This is a genomic window from Microbacterium sp. NPDC097977, from assembly GCF_040302605.1.
GTDB lineage: Bacteria > Actinomycetota > Actinomycetes > Actinomycetales > Microbacteriaceae > Microbacterium.
In genome coordinates this window covers 25,120-47,098 of record NZ_JBEOUR010000011.1, presented here as the reverse complement: position 1 = coordinate 47,098, position 21,979 = coordinate 25,120, and the positions used below count along the sequence as shown (strand labels likewise).

Genomic DNA, 21,979 nt, shown 5'->3' with positions numbered 1-21,979 from the left:
GTCATCATGACCGACCGTTACTTCAACGCACCGCTGTCCGAGGTGGACCCCGAGATCGCACAGGTCCTCGACCGCGAACTCGCCCGCCAGCAGACGTTCCTCGAGATGATCGCATCCGAGAACTTCGTGCCCGTCTCGGTCCTGCAGTCGCAGGGCTCCGTCCTGACCAACAAGTACGCCGAGGGCTACCCCGGGCGCCGCTACTACGGCGGCTGCGAAGAGGTCGACGTCGCCGAGGAACTCGCGATCCAGCGGGCCAAGGACCTGTTCGGTGCCGAGTTCGCGAACGTCCAGCCGCATTCGGGCGCATCGGCCAACGCCGCCGTGCTGCACGCGATCGCCCGCCCCGGCGACACCCTCCTCGGCCTCGCCCTCGACCAGGGCGGCCACCTGACGCACGGCATGAAGATCAACTTCTCGGGCCGCCTCTACGACATCGTCGCCTATGGCGTCGACCCCGAGACCTCGATCATCGACATGGACGAGGTGCGTCGCCTCGCGATCGAGCACAAGCCCAAGGTCATCATCGCCGGATGGTCCGCGTACCCCCGCACCCTCGACTTCGCGGCCTTCCGCGCGATCGCCGACGAGGTCGGCGCGCTGCTCTGGGTCGACATGGCGCACTTCGCCGGACTCGTCGCCGCGGGCCTGCACCCGAACCCGGTGCCGCACGCGCACGTCGTCTCGTCGACCGTGCACAAGACGATCGGCGGCCCTCGCTCGGGCTTCATCCTGACGAACGACGCCGACATCGCGAAGAAGATCAACACGGCCGTGTTCCCGGGGCAGCAGGGTGGACCCCTCATGCACGTGATCGCCGCCAAGGCGACCGCGTTCAAGCTCGCGGGCACCCCCGAGTTCGCCGAGCGCCAGAAGCGCACCCTGCGCGGCGCCTCGATCCTCGCCGATCGTCTCTCGCAGCAGGACGTGAAGGATGCCGGCATCGGCGTGCGCTCCGGCGGCACCGACGTGCACCTCGTGCTCGTCGACCTGCGCGACGCCCAGGTCGACGGCAAGCAGGCCGAAGACCTGCTGCACGACATCCACATCACCGTCAACCGCAACGCGGTGCCCAACGACCCGCGTCCGCCGATGGTGACGTCGGGTCTGCGCATCGGGACTCCGGCGCTCGCGACCCGCGGCTTCGGAGATGCGGAGTTCACCGAGGTGGCCGACGTGATCGCCCTCGCGCTGCTGCCCGGCGCCGATGTCGAGGCACTCCGTGCGCGCGTCGACGCGCTCGCCGCCGCCTTCCCGCTCTACCCGGACCTGCAGCAGTGACCGCCCAGGTCCTCGACGGCAAGGCGGCAGCAGCCGCCATCAAGGTCGAGCTGACCGAGCGTGTCGCCGCTCTGAAGGCGAAGGGCATCGTGCCCGGCATCGCGACCGTGCTGGTGGGCGCCGACCCGGCGTCCCAGCTCTACGTCGGGATGAAGCATCGCCAGTCCGAGGCGATCGGGATGAACTCGATCCAGCGCGAGCTGCCGGCCGATGCCACGCAGGCCGACGTCGAGGCGCTGATCGACGAGCTCAACGCCGACCAGGACTGCCACGGCTACATCGTGCAGCTGCCTCTTCCCGCGCACATCGACACCGATGCGATCCTCGAGCGCATCGACCCGGCGAAGGACGCGGATGGGCTGCATCCGACGAACCTCGGCCGTCTCGTGCTCAACGTCAACAAGCCCATCCACACGCCGCTGCCCTGCACGCCGCGGGGTGTGATCGAGCTGCTGCTGCGCAACGGCTACGACTTCGCGGGCAGGCATGTGGTCGTCGTCGGGCGAGGTGTCACGATCGGCCGCTCCATCGGACTGCTGCTCACCCGTCGCGACCTGAACGCCACGGTCACGCTCACGCACACCGGCACCGTCGACATGCCGCGGTACCTGCGCGAGGCCGACGTCATCGTGGCCGCAGCGGGCGTCAAGCATCTGATCCGCGCCGAAGACGTGAAGCCCGGTGCGGCCGTGCTCGACGTCGGGGTCACGCGCGAGAGCGATCCGGAGACGGGCAAGAGTGCGGTCTTCGGAGACGTGCATCCCGATGTCGCCGAGGTCGCGGGCTGGATCTCGCCGAACCCGGGCGGTGTCGGCCCGATGACGGTCGCGCTGCTCATGACCAACGTGGTGGAGGCGGCCGAGCGCCTGGTCTGAGTCCTCAGGGGCGGTCGGCGGGTCGGGGCCCGGCGCGGTGAGGGTCAGCGCGCCGGGAAGGCGCGCTCGACCGCGTCGACCACGCGGTCGTAGACGGCATCCCAGTCGACGGCCACCGGTGCGACGCTCGCGAGCTCCAGGCTCACGGCGCCGTGCACCTGCGCCCACACGGTGAGGGCGGCGGGCATCACCTCGGTCTCGTCGACCCGCTCGGCGAGCGTGCGCACGAGCGGCATCATCGCCGCGCCCGTGGTGGCCTCGTCGGGGTGGCAGTGCGCGCTCGTGACCGCTCCGCCGAACATGAGCCGGTACAGCGCGGGGTTCGCGGTGGCCCAGGCGCGATAGGCGAGGCCGAGCGCGCGAAGGCCGTCGGGTTCGGTGGACGCCTGCGACTGCCCGAACGACGCGAAGCCGTGATCGATCACGGCGACGAGCAGCTCCGCCCTGCCGCCGAACAGCGCGTACACGGCGGATGTGGAGGTGCCGGCGCCCTGGGCGATCTCGCGCAGGCTGATCCCCTCCACTCCACGCTCGTCGACCATCCGCGCCGTGGCGTCGAGGAGTCGGCGACGCAGGGCGTCGTCGTACAGTGCGGGTCTTGCCATGCGGCCCAGCATACCGTAACGTCGTTTCATAACGCGGTTACGGAATCGCATGAGGAGTGGAAATGACCCAGCAGGTGTTCCCCGGGCGCTACACCGCGGCCCCCTACAGCGCGGACGTGACGGTCTTCCTGATCGGGATGCGCGCCAACCGATGGTGGGATCTCCGCCGCGTGTGGTGGACGGCCAGCAAGATGCCGCCGATGCTGCAGCACCTCGCCACCCATCCCGACTCGGGGATGCTCGGTGTGCACAGCTGGTTCGGCAGGACGACGATCCTGCTGTCGTACTGGGAGAGCCCCGAGCACCTGCAGCGCTTCGCCGCCGACCGCGACGCCCCGCACCTGCAGCCGTGGCGCGACTTCATGCGCACGCTGCAGGGCACCGGCAGTGTCGGAGTCTGGCACGAGACGTATCAGGTGCCCGCTGCGGATCTCGAGACCGTGTACGTCGACATGCCGCTGTTCGGGCTGGCGGCGGCGACCGCTCATGCGCCGGTGGGCGCCGGCACGAAGACGGCCCGCCAACGCCTGGGGCGGTGACGGGCCGACTCGCGGCGTGACGCGTGCGATCAGCTCTGCGGGCGCAGGCTGCTCTCGATGTTCGTGATGCGGGCCTGTTCGTCGAAGCGGAAGGTGGCCGATCCGGTCTCATCGGCGACGGTCGCCCCCGAGAACGCCTCGTCGGCCCACGTGAGGTTCCAGCCGGCGAGGCGGGCGGCATCCCACACCGCGGTGCGGGCATCCGTGAGCGCGGTGCCGGAGAGGATGCGGGGGAGCGCGATCGCCGCGACGGACACCGTGAGCGGGGGGATCGGCGCGTCGAGCAGGAACACGGCCGACGTGCCGCCGCCGACCGGGGCGGAGTAGTAGGGCGCGCGGCCGGTGAGTTCGACGGCGACGCCGCCGACGGTGTGCGCGGCCGCGGTGATCCACTCGGAGTCGCCGCTGGCATCGTCGGGGAACGGCAGCTCGCTCTGGCTGAGCTCGGCGATGCCGTGGGCGGTGCCGTAGTCCCTCAACTGGCCGGCGATGCCGTCGGGGTCGCCCTGCGGGTGGGCCCAGGCCCAGAGCAGCGAGCGGGGTCCGGGAGCGATGGTGGCGATGAGGTGGGCGCGGGTCGTCAGCCGGCGCGACGGGTCATCGTTCGAGGTGAACGTCAGTGTGCCGGCGGCCATGTCGGCATCCCAGCGGTTCTCGCCCAGGTCCTCGAGCGCGGTGACCAGTGAATCCTGGCGGAGGGCGGTGAACAGTGCGGCACGGTCTGCGAGCGGCTGGAGCGCGGCGAAGGTCATGCCCCCAGTCTCACCCGGATTGCTATGAATACGCCACTCTTCGCACTGCGGGGCGCGGGTCAGTAGCTGGCGCGGGTCGCGTCGTCGGACGCCGGGATGAAGCGCGCGGCCAGAGCTTCCGAGGCGCGAGCCAGCAGCGCCACGTCGGCCCCGACGGCCACGAAGTCCGCACCCGCGGCGATGTAGGCGTCGGCGGCGGCCGGGTCGAACGCGTTCACGCCGACCGGGGTGCCCGTGCCCGCCACCGCGGCGAAGACGCGATGCACCGCGGCCACGACGTCGGGGTGGGTCTGCTGGCCGAGCAGCCCCATCGAGGCGGACAGGTCGGAGGGGCCGACGAAGACGGCGTCGACGCCGTCGACGGCCGCGATCGCGGCGGCGGCCTCGACCCCCGCCGTCGTCTCGATCTGCACCGTGAGAGAGGTGTGCGACGCGGAGTCCTGCAGGTAGTCGTCGACCCGATTCCATCGCGCGCTGCGGGCGAGCGCACTGCCCACCCCCCGCACGCCCCGCGGCGGATACCGAGTCGCGGCGACGGCGGCCCTGGCCTCCTCGACCGACGACACCATCGGGACGATGATGTTCTGCGCGCCGAGATCGAGCACCTGCTTGATGGCGACCGCGTCGTTCGACGGCACCCGCACCACGGGCGCGATCGGATACGCCGCGACCGCCTGCAGCTGCACGAGGGTGGATTCGAGGGAGTTGGCGGAGTGCTCCATGTCGATGAGCAGCCAGTCGAGTCCGGATCCGGCCGCGACCTCGGTCACGAGCGGGCTGCCGGAGCACGCCCACATGCCGATCAGCGAGCGGTCGGCGGCGGCGAGCCGCTCGCGGAAGGACGGGCTCAGATGAAGCGGCATTCGATCGTTCCCATCGGTCCGTAGTCGCACAGCACCTGATCGCCGCGCGACACCCACATCGGGCGTGTGAACGATCCTGCCAGGATGATCTCCCCGGCCTCCAGTCGCGCGCCGTGCTGGTGGAACTTGTTCGCGAGCCAGGCGACCCCGGTGGCGGGGTGTCCGAGCACGCCGGCGGCCACTCCGGTCTCCTCGATCTCGCCGTTGCGGGAGAGCACGCCGGGCACCCAGCGCAGGTCGATCTCGTCGGGACGCCGGCGCTCGCTGCCGAGCACCATCGCGCCGTACGCGGCGTTGTCGCTGATGGTGTCGACGATGGTGCGCCCCTCGAGCTCGATGTGCGAGTTCAGCACCTCGAGCGCGGGAACCGCGTAGTCGATCGCCGCGAGAGCATCGTCGAGCGTGCAGTCAGGGCCCTCGAGAGGGCGCGCGAGCACGAACGCGAGCTCGACCTCGATGCGCACGTTCGAGAAGTGCGCGGTCGGGATCTCGGCGCCCGACTCGTAGACGGTGTCGTCGAACATCACCCCGTAGTCCGGCTCGGTGATGCCCGTCGCCTGCTGCATCGCCTTGGACGTGAGCCCGATCTTCCGGCCGACGAGGCGGCGTCCCGCGGCGATCTGCGCGTCTCTCCAGACCCCCTGGATCGCGTAGGAGTCCTCGACGGTCGCGTCGGGGTGGCGCGCGGTGATCCGCGGGATGACCGTGTGCGTGCGGTCTGCCTCGGCCAGTTCCGCGGCGATGGTCTCGATCGTGTCTGCTGACAGCATCCGTTCCTCCTCAGGTCGGTGTGGGTCCCGTCGCTGCGCTCCGGCCCCTGAGCGAGCGTCGTTCAGTCGGTGCTCCGGTCCCTGAGCGAGCGGAGCGAGACGAAGGGCGCTCGGGGATGGCGAAGCGGGACGCGGGGTGTTAGAGCTGGTTCCCGAGCTTCTTCTCGCCCTCTTCGGGGCGTGTGTACGAGAAGCCGTCGGCACCGATCGTGACGGCCATCTCCGAGCTGTCGGTGCGGGCGACGACCGGCTGCGGCGTGCCGTCGAGGTCGAGCACGAGCGAGCCGTCGGTGTACCAGGAGGGCACGACGGGGTTGCCCCACCAGTCGCGCCGCTGATTGTCGTGCACGTCCCAGGTGATGACGGGGTTGTCGGGATCGCCCGTGTAGTAGTCCTGCGTGTAGACCTCGACGCGGTGGCCGTCGGGATCGCGCAAGTACAGGTAGAACGCGTTGCTCACGCCGTGCCGACCGGGTCCGCGCTCGATCGCGTCGGAGCGGCGGAGCGCGCCCAGCTTGTCGCAGATGGCCAGGATGTTGTGCTTCTCGTGGGTGGCGAAGCACACGTGGTGCATGCGGGGCCCGTCGCCGCCGGTCATCGCCGTGTCGTGCACGGTGGGCTTGCGCCGCATCCACGCGGCGTACACGGTGCCCTCCTCGTCCTGGATGTCCTCCGTGACGCGGAAGCCGAGGTCCTGCATGAACTTGACGGCCCGTGGCACGTCCGGAGTGATCTGGTTGAAGTGGTCGAGACGCACCAGCTCGCCGGGGATGTGCAGGTCGTAGCGCCACGACATCCGCTCGACGTGGTCGGACTGGTGGAAGAACTCGATCGGGAAGCCGAGCGGGTCGACCACGCGCACCGAGTCGCCGACGCCCTTGACGAATCCGTTCGGCTCGCGACGCACGTCGCAGCCGAGCTCGGTGTAGAACGCGACGGCGAGATCGAGGTCCGAGGCCGAGCGCACCCGGTAGGAGAACGCGGCGACGGCGGCGACCGGGCCCTTGCGCAGCACGAGGTTGTGGTGGATGAACTCCTCGGTGGACCGCAGGTAGATCGCCTCGTCGTCCTCCTCGGTGACGTAGAGCCCGAGCACGTCGACGTAGAACACCCGCGATGCCGCGAGGTCGGTCACGACGAGCTCCATGTAGGCGCAGCGGAGTACATCGGGCGGAGTGCTCTCGGGCGTCGCGATCGGATCGTCCGTGCGGATCGGGGCCTCCTGGCTCACGTAGTAGCCGGCGGAGGTCAGGGTCATGTTCTCGCGGTCGGTCATGTCAGCGTCCTTGCCGAGTCTCTCTGGGTCAGTTCTTGCCGAAGGTCGGGTTGTGCGCACCGCCGAGCGTGATGTGCACGCTCTGCTGGTCGGTGTAGAAATCGATCGAGCGGTAGCCGCCCTCGTGTCCGAGGCCCGACGCCTTGACGCCGCCGAACGGGGTGCGCAGGTCGCGCACGTTGTTGCTGTTCAGCCACACCATCCCCGCCTCGACTGACTGCGCGAAGGTGTGGGCGCGCGTCAGGTCGTTCGTCCAGATGTAGGCGGCGAGCCCGTACTTCGTGTTGTTCGCGAGTGACAGCGCCTCCTCGTCGGAGTCGAACGGGGTGATCGCGACGACCGGGCCGAAGATCTCCTCCTGGAAGATGCGCGCATCGGGTGCGACGTCGGCGAACACGGTCGGCGCGACGAAGTTGCCCGTATCGAACCCCTCCGGGCGTCCGCCGCCGGCGACGAGGCGCCCCTCGCTCTTGCCGATCTCGACGTAGCTCATCACCTTGTCGTAGTGCTCGGGGTGCACGAGGGCGCCGACCTCGGTCGCCGGGTCGTGCGGGTAGCCGACCTTCACGCGCTTCGCCTGGGCGGCGTACCGCTCGACGAACTCCTCGTAGATCGAGCGCTCGACGAGGATGCGCGAACCGGCCGTGCAGCGCTCGCCGTTGAGGGAGAACACGCCGAAGATGGTCGCGTCGACGGCGGCCTCGAGGTCGGCGTCGGCGAAGACCACGGCCGGCGACTTGCCGCCGAGCTCCATCGAGAGCCCCTTGAGGAACGGTGCGGCGTTGCCGAAGATCAGCTGCCCGGTCGAGCTCTCGCCCGTGAACGAGATCAGCGGCACGTCCGGGTGCTTCACGAGGGCGTCTCCGGCGTCCTCGCCCAGTCCGTTCACGAGGTTGAACACGCCCTGCGGCAATCCTGCCTCCTCGAAGATGCCCGCCCACAGCGAGGCCGACAGCGGCGTGAACTCGGCGGGCTTCAGCACGACAGTGTTGCCGGTGGCGAGGGCGGGACCGAGCTTCCACGACTCCAGCATGAAGGGCGTGTTCCACGGCGTGATGAGGCCTGCGACGCCGATCGGCTTGCGGTTGACGTAGTTCATCTGGCGACCGGGGACCTTGAAGGCGTCGTCCGACTGCGCGACGATGAGGTCGGCGAAGAAGCGGAAGTTCTCGGCGGCGCGGCGGGCCTGGCCCAGAGCCTGCGTGATCGGCAGGCCGGAGTCGTAGGACTCGAGCTCGGCGAGACGGGCGTCGCGGGACTCCACGATGTCGGCGATCCGGTGCAGTACGCGCGAGCGCTCGCGGGGGAGCAGGCGAGGCCAGGGCCCCTCGTCGAAGGCGCGCTTCGCGGCGGCGACGGCGCGCTCGATGTCGGCCTTCTTACCCGCGGCGGCCGTCGTGTACGTCTTGTTCGTCACCGGGTCGAGCACATCGAACGTGTCGCCGTCGACGGAGTCGACGAACTCGCCGTCGATGTAGTGCTGGATGTGGTCGGGAAGATCGGCGGGGATGCGCGAATCGGTCATGAGTCTTCTCCAGTCGTGCGGGATGAGCGGGTGTGCAGGGCGTCGAGGAAGGCGTCCCTCGTGCGCAGACGATGGTTGCGGGCGGCGAGCTCGATCTCGAGCGGGTCGGCGCCCGCACGGATCAGCTCGAGGATCTGGGTGTGCTCCTCGACCGAGTGCCGCGCGCGGCCGGGCACGTAGGCGAACGTGGAGTCGCGGATGCCGGAGAGCCGGGCCCATCCGCGATGCACCAGGTCGAGCAGGTGCGGGTTCGGGCACGGCTCGAACAACACCGAGTGGAACCGGCGGTTCAGCTCGGTGAACGCGTGCGCGTCGAGATGGTCGAGCATCTGGGTCATCCGCTCGTTGACCTCGGCGGCCGCGTCGAGCGCCGCCCGGTCCAGCAGAGGAGCCGACAGCGCCGTGGCCGCGCCTTCGACGAGCCCGAGCGTCTCCATGGTGTGCGCGTACTCGCTCTCGTCGACGAGCGTCACACGCGCGCCGACGTTGCGCTCGAACGTCACCAGCCCCTCCGCCTCGAGGCGGCGGATGGCCTCGCGCACCGGGACGACGCTCATGCCCAGCTCCTCGGCGAGCGAGCCGAGCACGAGCCGATAGCCGGGACCGAACACGTGCCCGGAGATGCGCGAGCGGATCCAGGAGTACGCCTGCTCGGACTTGCTCGCCCCGCTGACGATCGTCATCGGCGCGGGCCGGAGTCGGCGGAGGAGTCGGAGGCCGAGCCGGTCGCCGCCTCGTACTTCTCACGCCAGGCGGCGTTGAGGGGGAACAGCCCGTCGACCGGATGACCTGCGGCGACCTGCTCGGCGATCCACGCGTCCTCGACCTCCTGGGCGAGGGTGGCGTCGGCGATCTCGTCGGCGAGGCCGGGCGGGATCACGATCACGCCGTCGCCGTCTCCCACGATGATGTCGCCCGGCTGCACGGTCGCGCCGCCGCAGGAGACCGTCACGTCGACGTCCCACGGCACGTGCCGGCGGCCGAGGACCGAGGGGTGCGCGCCCTGCGAGAACACGGGCAGTCCGATCTCGGCCACGGCGTCGAAGTCGCGCACACCGCCGTCGGTCACCACTCCCGCCGCCCCGCGGGACCTCGCCCGCAGCGCGAGGATGTCGCCGAGCGTTCCGGTGGTCGCATCGCCGCGAGCCTCGATGACGATGACCTCGCCCTCGTCGACGGCGTCGAAGGCGCGCTTCTGCGCGTTGTACCCGCCACCGTGGCTGGAGAACAGGTCTTCACGGAAGGGAACTAAGCGCAGCGTCTTCGCCGTGCCGACGATCTTGCTGCCGGGGATGTTCGCACCGACGCCGTCGATGAAGCAGGAGTGGTGGCCGCGCTTGCGCAACTGGGCGGAGAGCCCGGCCGTCGGCGCCTCGAGCAGCTTCGCGCGCAGCTCGGGGGAGAGCCCTGCGTCGTGCGGGCTGCTCGTGGCGGGAAGCCCCGCGGCCTCGGCGGACCCCCAGGCCTCGGTGCGCTGCAGATCGTCGACGGCCGGCAGGGAGCCGATCCCGCCGTCGAAGGGCGTCTCGCCCTGCGTCACGGTGGTCACGAGGCGGCCGGATGAGGGCGAGTCCACGGCATCCGGAGCATCCACCTCGATCTCGACGACGTCTCCGGGGACGATCACCGACGAGCCGGCGGGCGTGCCGGTGAGGATCACGTCGCCGGGCTCCAGCGTGAAGTGCTGCGAGAGATCGGCGACGAGCTGAGTGAGCGGGAAGATCAGGCCGGCGGTGGTGTCGTCCTGGCGCAGCTCTCCGTTGACCCAGGCGCGCACGCGGAGGGCGCCAGGGTCGACCGTGCGCGCGTCGATGAGCTCCGGCCCCAGGGGCGTGTAGCCGTCGCCGCCCTTGGAGCGGACGTTCGAGCCCTTGTCGTTCGCGCGCAGGTCGTACAGTCCGAGATCGTTCGATGCGGTGACCCATCCCACGTGCGCCCACGCCTCGTCGAGGGAGACCCGACGCGTCGGCGTTCCGATCACGAGCGCGATCTCGCCCTCGAAGGCGAGCAGCTCGGTGCCGGCGGGACGCTCGACCGTTCCGCCGGAGACGCCGACGGAGCTGGCGGGCTTGAAGAAGTAGGAGGGGGCTGCGGGCCGGCGGCCCCGCTGATCGGCCCGAGAAGCGTAGCTCAGGTGGATCGCGATGATCTTGCCGGGGCGGGTGATGGATGCCGTCACGGGGCGCCTCCTCGCGCTGTGGATCGACGCCTTGTGCGTCGTATTCGAAATCATATATTATCTCCTCATCCCTCGGCAAGCACTCGATCCTCTCGACGGCGAGCCGTGACAATGCGGTCACAGAAAAAGGAGACACCCCCATGAGCGGGCAGTCACAGGATGGGTTCACCCCCACCGGAACCATCGCGACCACGGCCGATAGGCGCCGTGTCGTATTCGCCACCGTCGTCGGGACCACGGTCGAGTGGTACGACTTCTTCATCTACGCCACGGCGGTCGGCCTGGTGTTCGGGCAGCTGTTCTTCGAGCCGCTCGGCGCGAACAGTGCGCTGATCGCCTTCGCGACAGTCGGTGTCAGCTTCCTCTTCCGCCCGCTGGGGGCATTCCTCGCCGGACACTACGGCGACAAGCTCGGGCGCAAGACCGTGCTCATGTGGACGCTGATCCTGATGGGTGCCGCCACGGCGCTCATCGGCGTCCTGCCCACCTACGAGACGATCGGCATCACGGCGCCGATCCTGCTGGTGCTGCTGCGCATCATCCAGGGGATCTCGGCCGGCGGCGAATGGGGCGGAGCGGTGCTGATGGCCGTCGAGCACGCCCCGAAGGCCAAGCGCGGGATCTTCGGCGCCTCGCCTCAGATCGGCGTGCCGCTCGGACTGCTGCTCGCCTCGGGCGTCATGGCCCTCATGACCGCGATCGCGCCGGGCGACCAGTTCCTGCAGTGGGGATGGCGGGTGCCGTTCCTGCTCAGCGTCGTGCTGATCCTCGTCGGCTACTACGTGCGCCGCAAGGTCGAGGAGAGCCCGGTTTTCATGGAGCTCGCCGAGCGCAAGGAGAAGGCGAGCATGCCGATCGTGCAGCTGTTCCGCAAGCACCTGCTGCTCGTGATCATCGCCGCCTTCGTGTTCGCCGGCAACAACGCCGTCGGCTACATGACCACCGGCGGGTACATCCAGGGATACGCCACGAACCCCGAGGGGCCGATCGGGCTGGAGCGCGGACCGGTGCTGTGGGCCGTCGCCGGGTCCGCGGTGACCTGGCTCCTGACCACACTGCTCGCCGGCTGGCTCTCCGACCGCATCGGACGGCGGACCACGTACATCCTCGGCTGGGTGATGCAGCTCGTGGGCGTGTTCACCCTGTTCCCGCTCGTGAACACGGGCGAGGTCGGCCTGCTCTTCGCCGGGCTCGCGATCCTCACGATCGGTCTCGGCTTCACCTACGGGCCGCAGGCGGCGCTGTACGCGGAGCTCTTCCCCGCCAGCATCCGCTTCTCCGGCGTCTCGATCTCGTACGCGATCGGAGCGATCGCCGGAGGGGCGTTCGCGCCGACCATCGCGACGGCGATCGTGCAGGCCACCGGCTCGACCCAGGCCGTCACCTGGTACCTCGCAGGAATGACGGGACTCGGGCTCGTGGCCACGCTGCTGCTGCGCGACCGGTCGGGGATCCCGCTCGGACCCGACCACGAGGAGGAGCAGTCGGTGAGCCCCGTGCGGGGTCTCGCCAGGGCCTGACAGCGGTCTCGCACCGTGCCGTGAGCGCACGCCCGCCGTCGCGGGTGTGCGCTCACACGTATGGCGCTCAGCCCTCGAGGGCGTCGCGGATCGCGGATGCCGAGCGCGCGAGCCTCGCCGCGATCTCGGCGTCGTCGTGATCGGTCGCGACATGCACCACCGCGATCGCGGCGGGGCGCTGTCCGCGCAGCGCGAGCGGCACCGCGACCGCCTGCACGGTGGGGATGACCTCGTCGTGGCTCGTCGCGTAGCCGCGCGCCCTGGCATCGTCGACCTCGGCGCGCAGCGCTCCGCCCGCAGCATCCGGCCAGTCTGCGGAGGGGAGCTGCGCGAGGATGGCCTTGCCCGGTGCGCCCACGATGACCGCATGCCGTGCTCCCGGTCTCTGAGCGACGCTCGCGATCGCATGTCGCGGTTCGACGCTGGCCAGGGTGATGCAGTCGTCGCCGTCGAGCACCGCGAGGAAGCAGGTCATGCCCAGCTCGTTCGCGATCGCGGTGAGCTCGGGCAGGGCCTCGGCCTGGAGGTCGTGCGCGACCCCGGCCGCGAGCGCGGCCATCCGGGGGCCGAGGGTGACGGAGCCCGAGCCGTCGCGCCCGACGAGCCGGTGGTCCTCCAGCGTGCGCAGCAGCCGATAGGCGATCGAGCGGTGCACTCCCAGCGCGACGGCGATCTCGTCGATCGTGAGCGGCGCTCTGGCGTCGGCGAGCACCTCGAGGATGCGGATGCCGCGGCTGAGGGTCTGCGAGGCGGGGGTGCCGTCGGGCATGCGTGTGCTCCCTCGTATGGCCGTGCGTTCCTTGCGCTTCGGGACGGGCGTCCCTAAGCTGTGTTCAATAGTAGAACTATGTGTTCGAATATAGAACACGTCGCACGAGAGTGCAACACCCGACAGTGACGTCCGGAAGGAATCGACGACGATGCAGTTCCACCACCACGGCTATGTCTCCGGAGACCCGAGGGTGAAGGATGCCGCGGGCACCGGCGACGCCCGCCCGGCCGATCTCCCCGACGAGATCGATGTGCTCATCGTCGGCTCGGGACCCGCCGGGATGCTGCTCGCCGCGCAGATGTCGCAGTACCCCGACGTGACCACCCGCATCATCGAGAAGCGCGACGGACGCCTCGTGCTGGGGCAGGCCGACGGCATCCAGCCGCGCAGCGTCGAGACCTTCCAGGCGTTCGGCTTCGCCGAGCGCATCATCGCCGAGGCGTACAACATCGGCTGGATGAACTTCTGGGGTCCCGACCCCGAGAACCCCGGCGAGATCGTCCGCACGTCGCGCGCGGCCGACTACGCCTACGACATCTGCGAGTTCCCGCATCTGATCGTGAATCAGGCGCGCGTGCTCGACTACTTCGCCGAGGCCGCAGCGCACGGGCCGGGACGCATCGCTCCCGACTACGGCGTCGAGTTCGCGGGGCTGACGATCCACGACGAGGGCGCGTATCCGGTCGAGGTCGCCGTGCGATACGTCACGGGCGAGCGCGCGGGCGAGGAGCGCACTCTGCGCGCGAAGTACGTGGTGGGGTGCGACGGTGCGCGCAGCGGCGTGCGTCAGGCGATCGGCCGTACGCATGTGGGCGCCAGCGCGGCGCACGCGTGGGGGGTCATGGATGTGCTCGTGAACACCGACTTCCCCGACTGGCGCACCAAATGCGCCATCAACTCCGAGGCGGGGAACATCCTGCACATCCCGCGCGAGGGCGGCTACCTCAGCCGGATGTACATCGATCTCGGGGAGGTCGCCGACGACGACGACCACCGTGTGCGGCAGACGCCGGTCGAGGAGATCATCCGCCGGGCGAACGCGATCCTCAGCCCGTACACGCTGGATGTGAAGGAGGTCGCCTGGCACAGCGTCTACGAGGTCGGCCACCGCGTGACCGACGGTTTCGACGACGTCGCCGACGGCTCGGATCGGATGCCTCGCGTCTTCCTCACCGGCGACGCCTGCCACACCCACAGCGCCAAGGCCGGGCAGGGGATGAACGTCTCGATGCAGGACGGCTTCAACCTCGGCTGGAAGCTCGGGTCGGTCCTCTCCGGACGTGCCCCCGAGGCGCTGCTGTCCACGTACGGGGCCGAGCGTCGACCGGTCGCGCAGCAGCTGATCGACTTCGACCGCGAGTGGTCGACGCTGATGGCCCGCAAGCCCTCGGAGATCACCGACCCCGGCGATCTGGCGACCTACTACCTCGCCACGGCGGAGTTCCCCTCCGGTTTCATGACGCAGTACACCTCGTCGATGATCACCGGCACAGACGCGCACCAGGCGCTCGCGGCGGGCTTCCCGCTCGGCAAGCGCTTCAAGTCCGCAGAGGTCGTGCGCGTGGGCGACGGGAACGTCGTGCACCTCGGGCATCACGCCAGGGCCGACGGGCGGTGGCGCGTGTACGCGTTCGGCGGACGGGAGGCGTCGACGCTCGCGGCGTGGGCCGCGGAGGCGGCCCCGGTGCTCGCGCGCTTCACTCCCGAGGGCGCCGACGAGGATGCGGTGTTCGACGTCAAGGCGATCTACCAGCAGCCGTACGAGCAGGTCGAGGTCACGTCCGCCCCCGCGCTCTTCCAGCCTCAGACCGGCCCGCTCGGGCTCACCGACTGGGAGAAGGTCTACGCGGCAGGGCCCTCGAAGTGGACGGAGACCGACATCTTCGCGGCGCGTGAGCTGTCGCGGGACGGCGTGGTCGTGGTGGTGCGGCCGGACCAGTACGTCGCGGCGATCCTGCCGCTGGACGGGGTCGACGAGCTGGCCGCCTTCTTCGACGGAGCGCTGCTGACGGTCCGGTGAGGACATCCGGCATGACACGTGTCATGCCGAGGAGATGACACCGCCCTCCGGCCGGATCCTCGTCGCCCGACGAGGCTGGAGACATGAACAACTCCTCCGTGCAGAGCTCGGCGACGCGGGTCACCGCGCGACCGGCCTCCGCTGCCCTGACCGATGAGGCTTCCCTGATCGAAGGCGCTGTCGTGCTCGAACTGCGGGCCGTCGAGCGGCACTTCGGCACCGGCGACCGTCGCGTGCAGGCCGTCGACCGGGTGGACCTCTCCGTCCGGCGCGGCGAGGTCGTCGCCCTGCTCGGGCCGAACGGCGCAGGCAAGACGACGACGCTCGACATGCTGCTCGGACTCACCGAGCCCAGCAGCGGCACCGTTCGGGTGCTCGGCGTCACACCGGAGCGGGCCACGTCGACGGGCGCGATCGGCGCGGTGCTGCAGACCGGCGGGCTGCTCGGAGACCTGACCGTCGGGGAGACCGTGCGCCTCATCGCGTCGCTGTACGGCACCGATGCTCTCGCCCGGGTGGACGACGTCATGGCGCGAGCCGACCTCGTCCGCCTCGCACGCCGTCGGGTGTCGAAGTGCTCCGGCGGTGAGCAGCAGCGGGTGAAGTTCGCCCTCGCGATGGTGTCGGACCCCGACATCCTCGTGCTCGACGAGCCGACCGCAGGCATGGACGTCACCGCCCGCCGGCACTTCTGGGACGCGATGCGCGCTGATGCTGACGCGGGGCGGACCATCATCTTCGCCACCCACTACCTGGAGGAGGCGGAGCAGTTCGCCCGCCGGACCGTCGTGATGCATCGCGGCACGGTCGTCGCGGACGCGCCGACGGCGCTCCTGCGCGCCAGCCTGGGCGAGCGCACCGTCTCGGCGACGGTGGACGCGGCATCCGAGGATCTCGTCGCGATGCTCCGCGCGACCGACGGCGTCATCGATCTGCGGATCGACGGAGATCGGCTGAGTCTCCGCGCCACCGATTCGGACGCCGCCGCCCGGATGCTGCTCGATGCCGGCGCTCACGATCTCGAGATCGCCGCGCCCACGCTCGAAACCGCCTTCACCGCTCTGACGGAGGACTGACATGCTCGTCTCACCCACCATGCTGCGCATCGAAGGCGTCCGCCAGTTGCGCAACCCCTATACGCTCGCGTTCACGCTGGCCATGCCTGTCGCGATGTACCTCCTGTTCGGCGCCGGCATGGGCTATGGCGCGCAGTCGGCCGGCAACGGGAACGTCTCCTTCTACGTGATGACCTCGATGGCGGCATACGGCACAGCCGTCGCGATGAGTTCGCTGACCTCGCTGGCGGCGACCGAGGCGAAGCAGGGCTGGGGGCGTCAGCTCGCGATGACGCCGCTGACCACGCTCGGCTACGCCCTGACCAAACTGCTCACCTCCGTCGCCTTCGCGGCTCTGGCGCTGGTGGCGGTGTGCACGGCGGGCGCGATGACCGGAGCCCGCGTCGACGACGTCTGGCGCTGGGGTGCGACGGCGGCGATCGTCCTCGGGCTCGGCCTGATGTACGGACTGTACGGGCTCGGCGTCGGGCTGTTCTTCAGCTCGGATTCGGCGGCGGCGCTCGCCTCGATCACCATGACGTTCTTCGCGTTCTTCGGCAACGTGTTCATGCCGCTCGACGGAGTCATGCTCGACATCGCACGATTCACGCCGCTCTACGGTTTCGTGGCGCTCGCCCGGTGGCCCCTCACCGACGGGCAGCTCACGACCGGGCAGACCGATCAGCTGTGGATGCTGTTCCTCAACGTCGCCGTCTGGCTCGCGCTCTTCGCGCTGCTGGTGATGCTGGGCATGAAGCGCTCGCGCGCACGGCAGTAGCCGCTGGCGACGACAGTAGGTTGGACGGATGACACGACGATCGACGCGAGAGACCTCGGACGGATCCGGGGTCTCCCGCGACGCGGCCCTCGACGCGGCGGGACTCGCCGCCGCGGGTGTGCCGCCTGCGGCGTGGGCGGCACCCGGTGCCCGGCGGGCGCACGCCACAGGCAAGGATCCGTGGGCGCGGTTCGGCTGGCTGATGGCCGTGATCTGGCTCGTCTTCCTCGTGTATCCGGTGATCGCGCTGGTGCGATCCGAGGCGCAGCTCCCGTGGATCGTGGTCGGGTGGGTCGCGCTCGTGGCTTTCGTCGTGCTGTACGTCACGGGCTTCCTGCACGGGATGCGCGGTGGAGGAGGGCTGGGCCGCACGCCCTCGAGGCGCCAGTGGCTCACCTTCATCGCCCTCATCGTGTGCGTCCTGGTCTCGGTGCCGGCGGAGGGCGGATCCGCGCTCAGCTTCCTGCCGTTCATCATGTCCTTCGCCTCGTACGGACTGACGCGGGTCTGGCACTGGATCACCACCGTCGCGGCGGTCGCGCTCACGGCCGTCTGCGTGTTCCTGCTGCCGGGGGGAATGACGTACCTGTCGGTGCTGGCGATCGTCGCGCTGCTCGGTGTGGTGAACACTGTGTCCACGTGGCTCATCCTGCGTTCCGCCGAGGCGGAGCGGCTCGGTCTGGAGCTGGCGACCAGCGAGGGTCGCGAGGCGCTCGCTCGCGACGTGCACGATCTGATCGGACATTCGCTGACGGTGGTCGGCCTCAAGGCGCAGCTGGTGCGTCGGCTCATGGACTCCGACCCTGAGCGCGCGAAGGCCGAGCTCGCCGACATCGAGCGGCTCACGGCGGAGGCGATCGCCGGAGTGCGTTCGACCGTGTCGGGTGCCAGGGCGACGACGCTCGTCGAGCAGCTGGCCTCCTCGCGCGACTCGTTCCGTGCGGCGGACATCGAGGTGCAGGTCGAGGGGGAGCCCGGCGCGCTGTCGCCGGTGCAGGCGATCACCGCGAGCTGGATCCTGCGGGAGGCCACGACCAACACCCTCCGGCACTCGCGGGCGCGCTCGGTGCGAGTGCAGCTGTCGCCGGGTCGGATGGTGCTCGAAGACGACGGAGTGGGCATCGGCGCGAGGGCGGGCGTCGGCGCGGATGAGGGAAACGGCGTGCGCGGTATGCGCGACCGGGCGGCAGCGGCCGGTGCGGCCCTCGCGGTCGGTGCCGCCGATGCCGCGGGCGGCACCGGGACGCGCGTGGAGCTGACGTGGTGAGCGCCTCGGATGCCGGCGGGGAGATCCGCCTCCTGATCGCCGACGACCAGGCGCTCGTGCGGGGTGCGCTCGGGGCGCTCCTCGACCTCGAGTCCGACCTCACCGTCGTCGGAATGGCGTCCGATGGGGCCGAAGCGGTGCAGCGTGCGGGGGAGCTGCGGCCGGACGTGTGTCTGATGGACATCCAGATGCCGGGCATGGACGGCATCGAGGCGACGCGTCGGATCCGTGAGACGAGTCCGGCGACGCGGGTGCTCGTCGTGACGACATTCGCGCGCCCCGGGTACCTGCGCGCGGCACTGGACGCGGGCGCGAGCGGGTTCATCGTCAAGGACACCCCTGCCGAGCAGCTCGCCGAGGCCGTCCGCCGGGTGCGATCGGGACTTCGTGTGCTGGATCCCGTGCTCGCAGCCGACAGCCTGTTCGACGGTGCGAATCCGCTGAGCGACCGGGAACGGCAGGTGCTGCGTCTCGCGGCGGACGGGCGCTCGGCCGCGGCGATCGCCGCCGAGGTGTTCCTCTCGGCGGGAACCGTGCGCAATCATCTCTCCTCGGCGATCGGGAAGACCGGCGCGGCGAATCGGGCGCAGGCGGTGCGGATCGCCCTCGACAAGGGGTGGATCTGAGGGCGTCGCCGCACCTCCGTCTGCAGGCGTGACTCGGCCTGGCGGGACGTCGGTGGTGCGGCGTACCGTGAACGCGGATGGGTCGACGGTGCCCACCAGGAGGAGTGCGCGATGGACTGGAAGATCGAACTCATCTTCGTGCCGGTGACGGATGTCGACAGGGCGAAGGACTTCTACGTGAAGATCGGCTTCACCGCCGACCACGACCAGACGCCTGTCGAGGGTCTGCGCTTCGTGCAGATGACGCCGCCGGGCTCCGCGTGCTCGATCGCATTCGGCACGGGTCTCGGGATCGCACTCGAGCCGGGCCAGCAGAACACGATCCAGGTCGTGGTGCCGGATGCCGACGAGGCGCTCGCGCACCTGCGCGGTGTCGGCGTCGAGGCGAGCGGTGTGGACGACCTGGACTGGGGCCGGTTCGTGACGTTCGACGACCCCGACGGCAACACCTGGACGCTGCAGGAGCTGCCGGACTACAGCGGCTGACGTCGCGGGAAGTGCACCGGGGCGGCTCGCCTCAGGCTCCGCACTCCATCGACTGGTCGGTGAGGATCCACGCGGTGCCACGGCGTTCCATCACCACGGTGCCGCAGTCTCCGGAGGCGAGGTAGGTCACGAAGAGCGTGGCGTCGGTGGCGGTCTCGGTCTGCACGGCGATGTCGACCTCGGCGCTCTGGCCGAGGGGTCGGTAGAGGTCGGCGGTGGCGGTGATCATCTGTTCGCAGCTCGAGATCCCCGTCATCCCGTGCGACTCGAGCTCGGCGATCATGCGGGTCACGAGGTCGGGGGTGAGGCGCGCACAGGCGGTGTCGACGTCGGGAAGGCGGGACGCGTCCAGCCACTCGCGGAATCCGTCGGACGCGCTCTGCGATTCGGACGCCGGTGGCTCGGCGGCCTGCGTGGCGACCGGCTCCGAGGTGGCGGGCGGGGTCGCCGTGGCGGTCGCGGCGACCTCCGCGGGATCGGCGCCCGCCGAGCACGAGGTCAACGTCATGGTCACGATCATCAGGAAGATCGCGGCTGCCGCCGCCGTCTTCCTCGTGCTGTTCCGCCCGGTCACCCGTCGATTCTGGCAGATCGATGAGCTCGGTGTCCCGCCCCGCGCCCCGCCTGCGGCCCCGCAGCGGAGTCAGCTCGCGTCGAGGTCGAGCAGGAACTCCGTCGCGCCGTCGGGGAACAGCGGTCGCCTGCCGTCGCGCACCTCCGCGATCGGCACCCATCGCACCGGACTGCCCTCATCGAGCACGTGCAGCTCGGCGTCGAGGGGGACCGCGTCGAGCTCGATCGAGCGCACCGCGTAGATATGGGCGATCTCGTGACCCGGGACACCCTCGTACGTGAAGATGTTGTCGCGCACGCCGAGCAGTTCCACGGCCTGCAGGGTGACGTCGAGTTCCTCGCGGAACTCACGATGCAGCGCCTCCTCGGCCCGTTCGCCGAACTCGATCCCGCCGCCGATCGCTCGCAGGAAGTCGAGTCCGCGGGACCGATCCGTGCCGGACAACGCAAGGACATGACCCTGCTTCACGGGCAGGCCGACGGCGATGTTGCGGATGGTGGGCATCCCGGAAGGCTAGCGCAGCAGGGGCCCGGACCGTCGGCGATCACGAGTTCACGCGGATGATCTCCTGCTGGTACGGCGCGATCACGTCGCCGGAGATCCGCAGGTCCAGAAGCAGGAATCGTCGCGTGGCGGCATCCTCCTGCGCCCATGCGCCGAGCCGGTCGAGATCCGCGAGGGTCTTCACGACGACGCCCTCCGCCCCGACGGCGGCGCCGAACGCCGCGAAGTCGACCTCGGGGATCCGCATCGGCCCCTCCGCGAGCCCCTTCAGGCCGTAGAGGTTGACCTCGGCGCCGTATGCCGCGTCATTCCAGATCACGGCGATGCCGCGTCCGGCGGCCGCGCGGACCGCGGATTCGAGGTCGGCGATGGCCATCAGCCCGCCTCCGTCGCCCGAGGTCAGCACGATCGTCGAGTCCCTGCGGGCGAGCGCGGCGCCGACCATGCTCGGCCATCCCTGCCCGATCGACTGGAAGGCGGTGCCGACCATCATCATCCGGTCGGGGGCCTCCACGGGCCAGTACATGTTCGCCCAGCCGATGAAGTGTCCGCCGTCCGAGACGACGACGCGGTCGCGGGGCAGAAGCTCGGCGATGCGGCGTGCGGCCGATCGGGGGTCGAGTCGTCCGTCGACGGCGAGGTCGTCGCCCTTCTCGTACGTCCGTGCGGCGGCGACGTCGACGGACTCGCGCCACGGCACCCCGGGCGCAGCGGCGGAGGACGCGGAGCCGACCCTGGCGACGAGCGCTTCGGCGGCGACGCGGGCGTCCGCGCGCACGAAGCCGCCGATGTGCGCATGTGTCGCCGCCGGCGCGATGTCGATCTGGAAGACACGGGTGCCCGGAGCGAAGAGCTCGCCGAAACGCATCGTGAACTGGTTCAGGGCGGCGCCGAAGACCACGGCGACGTCGGCGGTGCGGATCAGCTCCATCGCCCCGTCCGCCCCGAATCCACCCGTCACGCCGAGATCGAACCGCTCGTCGGGGAACACGCCGCGGCCGAGAGCGGATGACGCGGTGAGCGCGCCGGTGAGGGCGGCGAGCTCGCCGAGGGCGTCGCCCGCGCCGGCCAGCCAGGCGCCGCGTCCGGCGAGCAGGAACGGACGCTCCGCCTGCGACAGCGCGGCGGCGATCTCGTCGAGCATCCCCTCGGCGAACTCGCCCTTCGGGGCGAGCGGTGTGAGCAGACGCGGCGCGGGAACCTCGGGCACGCTGCCGGCATCGAGCGTGGCCACGTCGTAGGGGATCGCCAGCACGACCGGCAGGCGATAGGTGAGAGCGTGCTCGATCGCGATGACGGTGGTGGCCGAGGCATCCGCATGACCGACGGTATAGGTGCGGGCGCCGACGGCCGAGGCGAGCGCGATCTGATCGACGTCCCAGGGGCGCGGTCCCGAGGTCGGCTCGTCTCCGACGACGAGCACGAGCGGCACGCGGGCCTGCACGGCCTCCGCGAGTGCGGTCAGGGTGTTCGTGAACCCGGCGCCGTACGTCGACGTGCCTGCGGCGATGCGCCCGGACGCGCGGAAGTGGGCGTCGGCGGCGACGACAGCACCCTGCTCGTGTCGTACCGCGGTGAAGACGGCGTCCGTCTGCGTCTCGATCGCGTCGAGGAAGTAGGCGTTGCCGTTGCCCATGACGCCGAAGACGGCGTCGATGTGCTGGGCGAGGGTGAGGGCGACGTGCGCGGAGACACTGGGCATGGGTGGGCCT

The 21,979-nt window shown here is 70.3% G+C and carries 22 protein-coding genes; 10 read left to right on the top strand and 12 right to left on the bottom strand.

What is annotated here, in order from left to right; all coding sequences use genetic code 11:
* Positions 1–6: 6 nt before the first annotated feature.
* Together glyA and ABTZ43_RS04700 are read left to right on the top strand one after the other, a co-directional pair.
* Positions 7–1,281 carry a serine hydroxymethyltransferase gene (gene glyA / locus ABTZ43_RS04705; RefSeq protein ID WP_253385680.1) on the top strand — a complete coding sequence of 425 codons (1,275 nt, stop codon included), beginning with the start codon at positions 7–9 and terminating at the stop codon, positions 1,279–1,281.
* Positions 1,278–2,156, top strand: a complete 879-nt coding sequence (locus tag ABTZ43_RS04700) for a bifunctional methylenetetrahydrofolate dehydrogenase/methenyltetrahydrofolate cyclohydrolase (RefSeq protein ID WP_350537980.1) — start codon at positions 1,278–1,280, stop codon at positions 2,154–2,156. The genes glyA and ABTZ43_RS04700 overlap by 4 nt, the downstream gene beginning before the upstream one ends.
* A gap of 44 nt (positions 2,157–2,200) precedes the next feature.
* Here the strand turns inward: ABTZ43_RS04700 and ABTZ43_RS04695 are convergent, their stop codons facing one another.
* Positions 2,201–2,761 (bottom strand): TetR/AcrR family transcriptional regulator, encoded by a 561-nt coding sequence (locus ABTZ43_RS04695; protein WP_350537979.1) that lies wholly within the window; start codon positions 2,759–2,761, stop codon positions 2,201–2,203.
* 62 nt (positions 2,762–2,823) lie between these two features.
* On the opposite strand from ABTZ43_RS04695, the gene ABTZ43_RS04690 reads away from it, so the two are divergent.
* A complete protein-coding gene (locus ABTZ43_RS04690; RefSeq protein ID WP_350537978.1) occupies positions 2,824–3,300 on the top strand; it encodes a DUF4188 domain-containing protein in 477 nt (158 codons plus the stop codon).
* 29 nt (positions 3,301–3,329) lie between these two features.
* On the opposite strand, the gene ABTZ43_RS04685 is transcribed toward ABTZ43_RS04690, so the two are convergent.
* The 7 genes from ABTZ43_RS04685 to ABTZ43_RS04655 all read right to left on the bottom strand — a co-directional run bounded on the left by ABTZ43_RS04685 (position 3,330) and on the right by ABTZ43_RS04655 (position 10,665).
* Complete coding sequence (locus tag ABTZ43_RS04685) at positions 3,330–4,052, bottom strand: DUF6882 domain-containing protein (protein ID WP_350537977.1); 723 nt, start codon at positions 4,050–4,052, stop codon at positions 3,330–3,332.
* A 59-nt stretch (positions 4,053–4,111) separates the two neighbouring features.
* The gene (locus ABTZ43_RS04680) at positions 4,112–4,915 is read right to left on the bottom strand and encodes an HpcH/HpaI aldolase family protein (protein ID WP_350537976.1); all 804 of its coding nucleotides are present in this window, start codon (positions 4,913–4,915) and stop codon (positions 4,112–4,114) included.
* Positions 4,900–5,685, bottom strand: a complete 786-nt coding sequence (locus tag ABTZ43_RS04675; protein ID WP_350537975.1) for a 2-keto-4-pentenoate hydratase — start codon at positions 5,683–5,685, stop codon at positions 4,900–4,902. Before ABTZ43_RS04675 ends, ABTZ43_RS04680 begins: the two co-directional genes overlap by 16 nt.
* A gap of 139 nt (positions 5,686–5,824) precedes the next feature.
* Positions 5,825–6,961, bottom strand: coding sequence for a 3,4-dihydroxyphenylacetate 2,3-dioxygenase (gene hpaD, locus ABTZ43_RS04670; RefSeq protein ID WP_314095613.1), 1,137 nt, complete (start codon positions 6,959–6,961; stop codon positions 5,825–5,827).
* Positions 6,962–6,989: 28 nt separating this feature from the next.
* On the bottom strand, positions 6,990–8,486 hold the full coding sequence (hpaE, locus tag ABTZ43_RS04665; RefSeq protein WP_253385685.1) for a 5-carboxymethyl-2-hydroxymuconate semialdehyde dehydrogenase: 1,497 nt from the start codon (positions 8,484–8,486) through the stop codon (positions 6,990–6,992).
* Entirely contained in the window at positions 8,483–9,169 is a 687-nt protein-coding gene (locus ABTZ43_RS04660; protein ID WP_350537974.1) for a GntR family transcriptional regulator, read from the bottom strand. Before ABTZ43_RS04660 ends, hpaE begins: the two co-directional genes overlap by 4 nt.
* On the bottom strand, positions 9,166–10,665 hold the full coding sequence (locus tag ABTZ43_RS04655; protein ID WP_350537973.1) for a fumarylacetoacetate hydrolase family protein: 1,500 nt from the start codon (positions 10,663–10,665) through the stop codon (positions 9,166–9,168). Before ABTZ43_RS04655 ends, ABTZ43_RS04660 begins: the two co-directional genes overlap by 4 nt.
* A 140-nt stretch (positions 10,666–10,805) precedes the next feature.
* On the opposite strand from ABTZ43_RS04655, the gene ABTZ43_RS04650 reads away from it, so the two are divergent.
* Positions 10,806–12,185 carry an MFS transporter gene (locus ABTZ43_RS04650; protein ID WP_350537972.1) on the top strand — a complete coding sequence of 460 codons (1,380 nt, stop codon included), beginning with the start codon at positions 10,806–10,808 and terminating at the stop codon, positions 12,183–12,185.
* A 67-nt stretch (positions 12,186–12,252) separates the two neighbouring features.
* On the opposite strand, the gene ABTZ43_RS04645 is transcribed toward ABTZ43_RS04650, so the two are convergent.
* On the bottom strand, positions 12,253–12,954 hold the full coding sequence (locus tag ABTZ43_RS04645; RefSeq protein WP_350537971.1) for an IclR family transcriptional regulator: 702 nt from the start codon (positions 12,952–12,954) through the stop codon (positions 12,253–12,255).
* 151 nt (positions 12,955–13,105) lie between these two features.
* On the opposite strand from ABTZ43_RS04645, the gene ABTZ43_RS04640 reads away from it, so the two are divergent.
* From ABTZ43_RS04640 to ABTZ43_RS04615, 6 genes are all read left to right on the top strand, one after another.
* The gene (locus tag ABTZ43_RS04640; protein ID WP_350537970.1) at positions 13,106–14,977 is read left to right on the top strand and encodes an FAD-dependent monooxygenase; all 1,872 of its coding nucleotides are present in this window, start codon (positions 13,106–13,108) and stop codon (positions 14,975–14,977) included.
* A gap of 83 nt (positions 14,978–15,060) precedes the next feature.
* Positions 15,061–16,053 carry an ABC transporter ATP-binding protein gene (locus ABTZ43_RS04635; RefSeq protein WP_350537969.1) on the top strand — a complete coding sequence of 331 codons (993 nt, stop codon included), beginning with the start codon at positions 15,061–15,063 and terminating at the stop codon, positions 16,051–16,053.
* A 1-nt stretch (position 16,054) separates the two neighbouring features.
* Positions 16,055–16,810: an ABC transporter permease gene (locus ABTZ43_RS04630; RefSeq protein WP_350537968.1), complete on the top strand. Its 756-nt coding sequence runs from the start codon at positions 16,055–16,057 to the stop codon at positions 16,808–16,810.
* A gap of 28 nt (positions 16,811–16,838) precedes the next feature.
* Positions 16,839–18,077 carry a sensor histidine kinase gene (locus ABTZ43_RS04625; RefSeq protein ID WP_350537967.1) on the top strand — a complete coding sequence of 413 codons (1,239 nt, stop codon included), beginning with the start codon at positions 16,839–16,841 and terminating at the stop codon, positions 18,075–18,077.
* Positions 18,071–18,703, top strand: coding sequence for a response regulator (locus ABTZ43_RS04620; protein WP_350537966.1), 633 nt, complete (start codon positions 18,071–18,073; stop codon positions 18,701–18,703). Before ABTZ43_RS04625 ends, ABTZ43_RS04620 begins: the two co-directional genes overlap by 7 nt.
* Positions 18,704–18,814: 111 nt before the next feature.
* Complete coding sequence (locus tag ABTZ43_RS04615; protein ID WP_056411984.1) at positions 18,815–19,189, top strand: VOC family protein; 375 nt, start codon at positions 18,815–18,817, stop codon at positions 19,187–19,189.
* 31 nt (positions 19,190–19,220) lie between these two features.
* Here ABTZ43_RS04615 and ABTZ43_RS04610 read toward each other — a convergent pair whose 3' ends face one another.
* The 3 genes from ABTZ43_RS04610 to ABTZ43_RS04600 form a co-directional block, all read right to left on the bottom strand.
* Entirely contained in the window at positions 19,221–19,763 is a 543-nt protein-coding gene (locus ABTZ43_RS04610; protein ID WP_350537965.1) for a hypothetical protein, read from the bottom strand.
* 69 nt (positions 19,764–19,832) lie between these two features.
* Positions 19,833–20,267, bottom strand: coding sequence for an NUDIX hydrolase (locus ABTZ43_RS04605; RefSeq protein WP_350537964.1), 435 nt, complete (start codon positions 20,265–20,267; stop codon positions 19,833–19,835).
* 40 nt (positions 20,268–20,307) lie between these two features.
* A complete protein-coding gene (locus ABTZ43_RS04600; protein WP_350537963.1) occupies positions 20,308–21,969 on the bottom strand; it encodes a thiamine pyrophosphate-binding protein in 1,662 nt (553 codons plus the stop codon).
* Between the last annotated feature and the right edge of the window lie 10 nt (positions 21,970–21,979).

Excerpts from the sequence above, each read along its gene's own strand:
- ABTZ43_RS04635 (WP_350537969.1), top strand. The coding sequence starts at position 15,061 with ATGAACAACTCCTCCGTGCAGAGCTCGGCGACGCGGGTCACCGCGCGA.
- ABTZ43_RS04650 (WP_350537972.1), top strand. The coding sequence starts at position 10,806 with ATGAGCGGGCAGTCACAGGATGGGTTCACCCCCACCGGAACCATCGCG.
- hpaE (WP_253385685.1), bottom strand. The coding sequence starts at position 8,486 with ATGACCGATTCGCGCATCCCCGCCGATCTTCCCGACCACATCCAGCAC.
- ABTZ43_RS04625 (WP_350537967.1), top strand. The coding sequence starts at position 16,839 with ATGACACGACGATCGACGCGAGAGACCTCGGACGGATCCGGGGTCTCC.
- hpaD (WP_314095613.1), bottom strand. The coding sequence starts at position 6,961 with ATGACCGACCGCGAGAACATGACCCTGACCTCCGCCGGCTACTACGTG.
- ABTZ43_RS04675 (WP_350537975.1), bottom strand. The coding sequence starts at position 5,685 with ATGCTGTCAGCAGACACGATCGAGACCATCGCCGCGGAACTGGCCGAG.
- ABTZ43_RS04690 (WP_350537978.1), top strand. The coding sequence starts at position 2,824 with ATGACCCAGCAGGTGTTCCCCGGGCGCTACACCGCGGCCCCCTACAGC.
- ABTZ43_RS04600 (WP_350537963.1), bottom strand. The coding sequence starts at position 21,969 with ATGCCCAGTGTCTCCGCGCACGTCGCCCTCACCCTCGCCCAGCACATC.
- ABTZ43_RS04615 (WP_056411984.1), top strand. The coding sequence starts at position 18,815 with ATGGACTGGAAGATCGAACTCATCTTCGTGCCGGTGACGGATGTCGAC.
- ABTZ43_RS04645 (WP_350537971.1), bottom strand. The coding sequence starts at position 12,954 with ATGCCCGACGGCACCCCCGCCTCGCAGACCCTCAGCCGCGGCATCCGC.
- ABTZ43_RS04630 (WP_350537968.1), top strand. The coding sequence starts at position 16,055 with ATGCTCGTCTCACCCACCATGCTGCGCATCGAAGGCGTCCGCCAGTTG.
- ABTZ43_RS04605 (WP_350537964.1), bottom strand. The coding sequence starts at position 20,267 with ATGCCCACCATCCGCAACATCGCCGTCGGCCTGCCCGTGAAGCAGGGT.
- ABTZ43_RS04695 (WP_350537979.1), bottom strand. The coding sequence starts at position 2,761 with ATGGCAAGACCCGCACTGTACGACGACGCCCTGCGTCGCCGACTCCTC.
- ABTZ43_RS04680 (WP_350537976.1), bottom strand. The coding sequence starts at position 4,915 with ATGCCGCTTCATCTGAGCCCGTCCTTCCGCGAGCGGCTCGCCGCCGCC.
- ABTZ43_RS04660 (WP_350537974.1), bottom strand. The coding sequence starts at position 9,169 with ATGACGATCGTCAGCGGGGCGAGCAAGTCCGAGCAGGCGTACTCCTGG.
- ABTZ43_RS04640 (WP_350537970.1), top strand. The coding sequence starts at position 13,106 with ATGCAGTTCCACCACCACGGCTATGTCTCCGGAGACCCGAGGGTGAAG.
- ABTZ43_RS04685 (WP_350537977.1), bottom strand. The coding sequence starts at position 4,052 with ATGACCTTCGCCGCGCTCCAGCCGCTCGCAGACCGTGCCGCACTGTTC.
- glyA (WP_253385680.1), top strand. The coding sequence starts at position 7 with ATGACCGACCGTTACTTCAACGCACCGCTGTCCGAGGTGGACCCCGAG.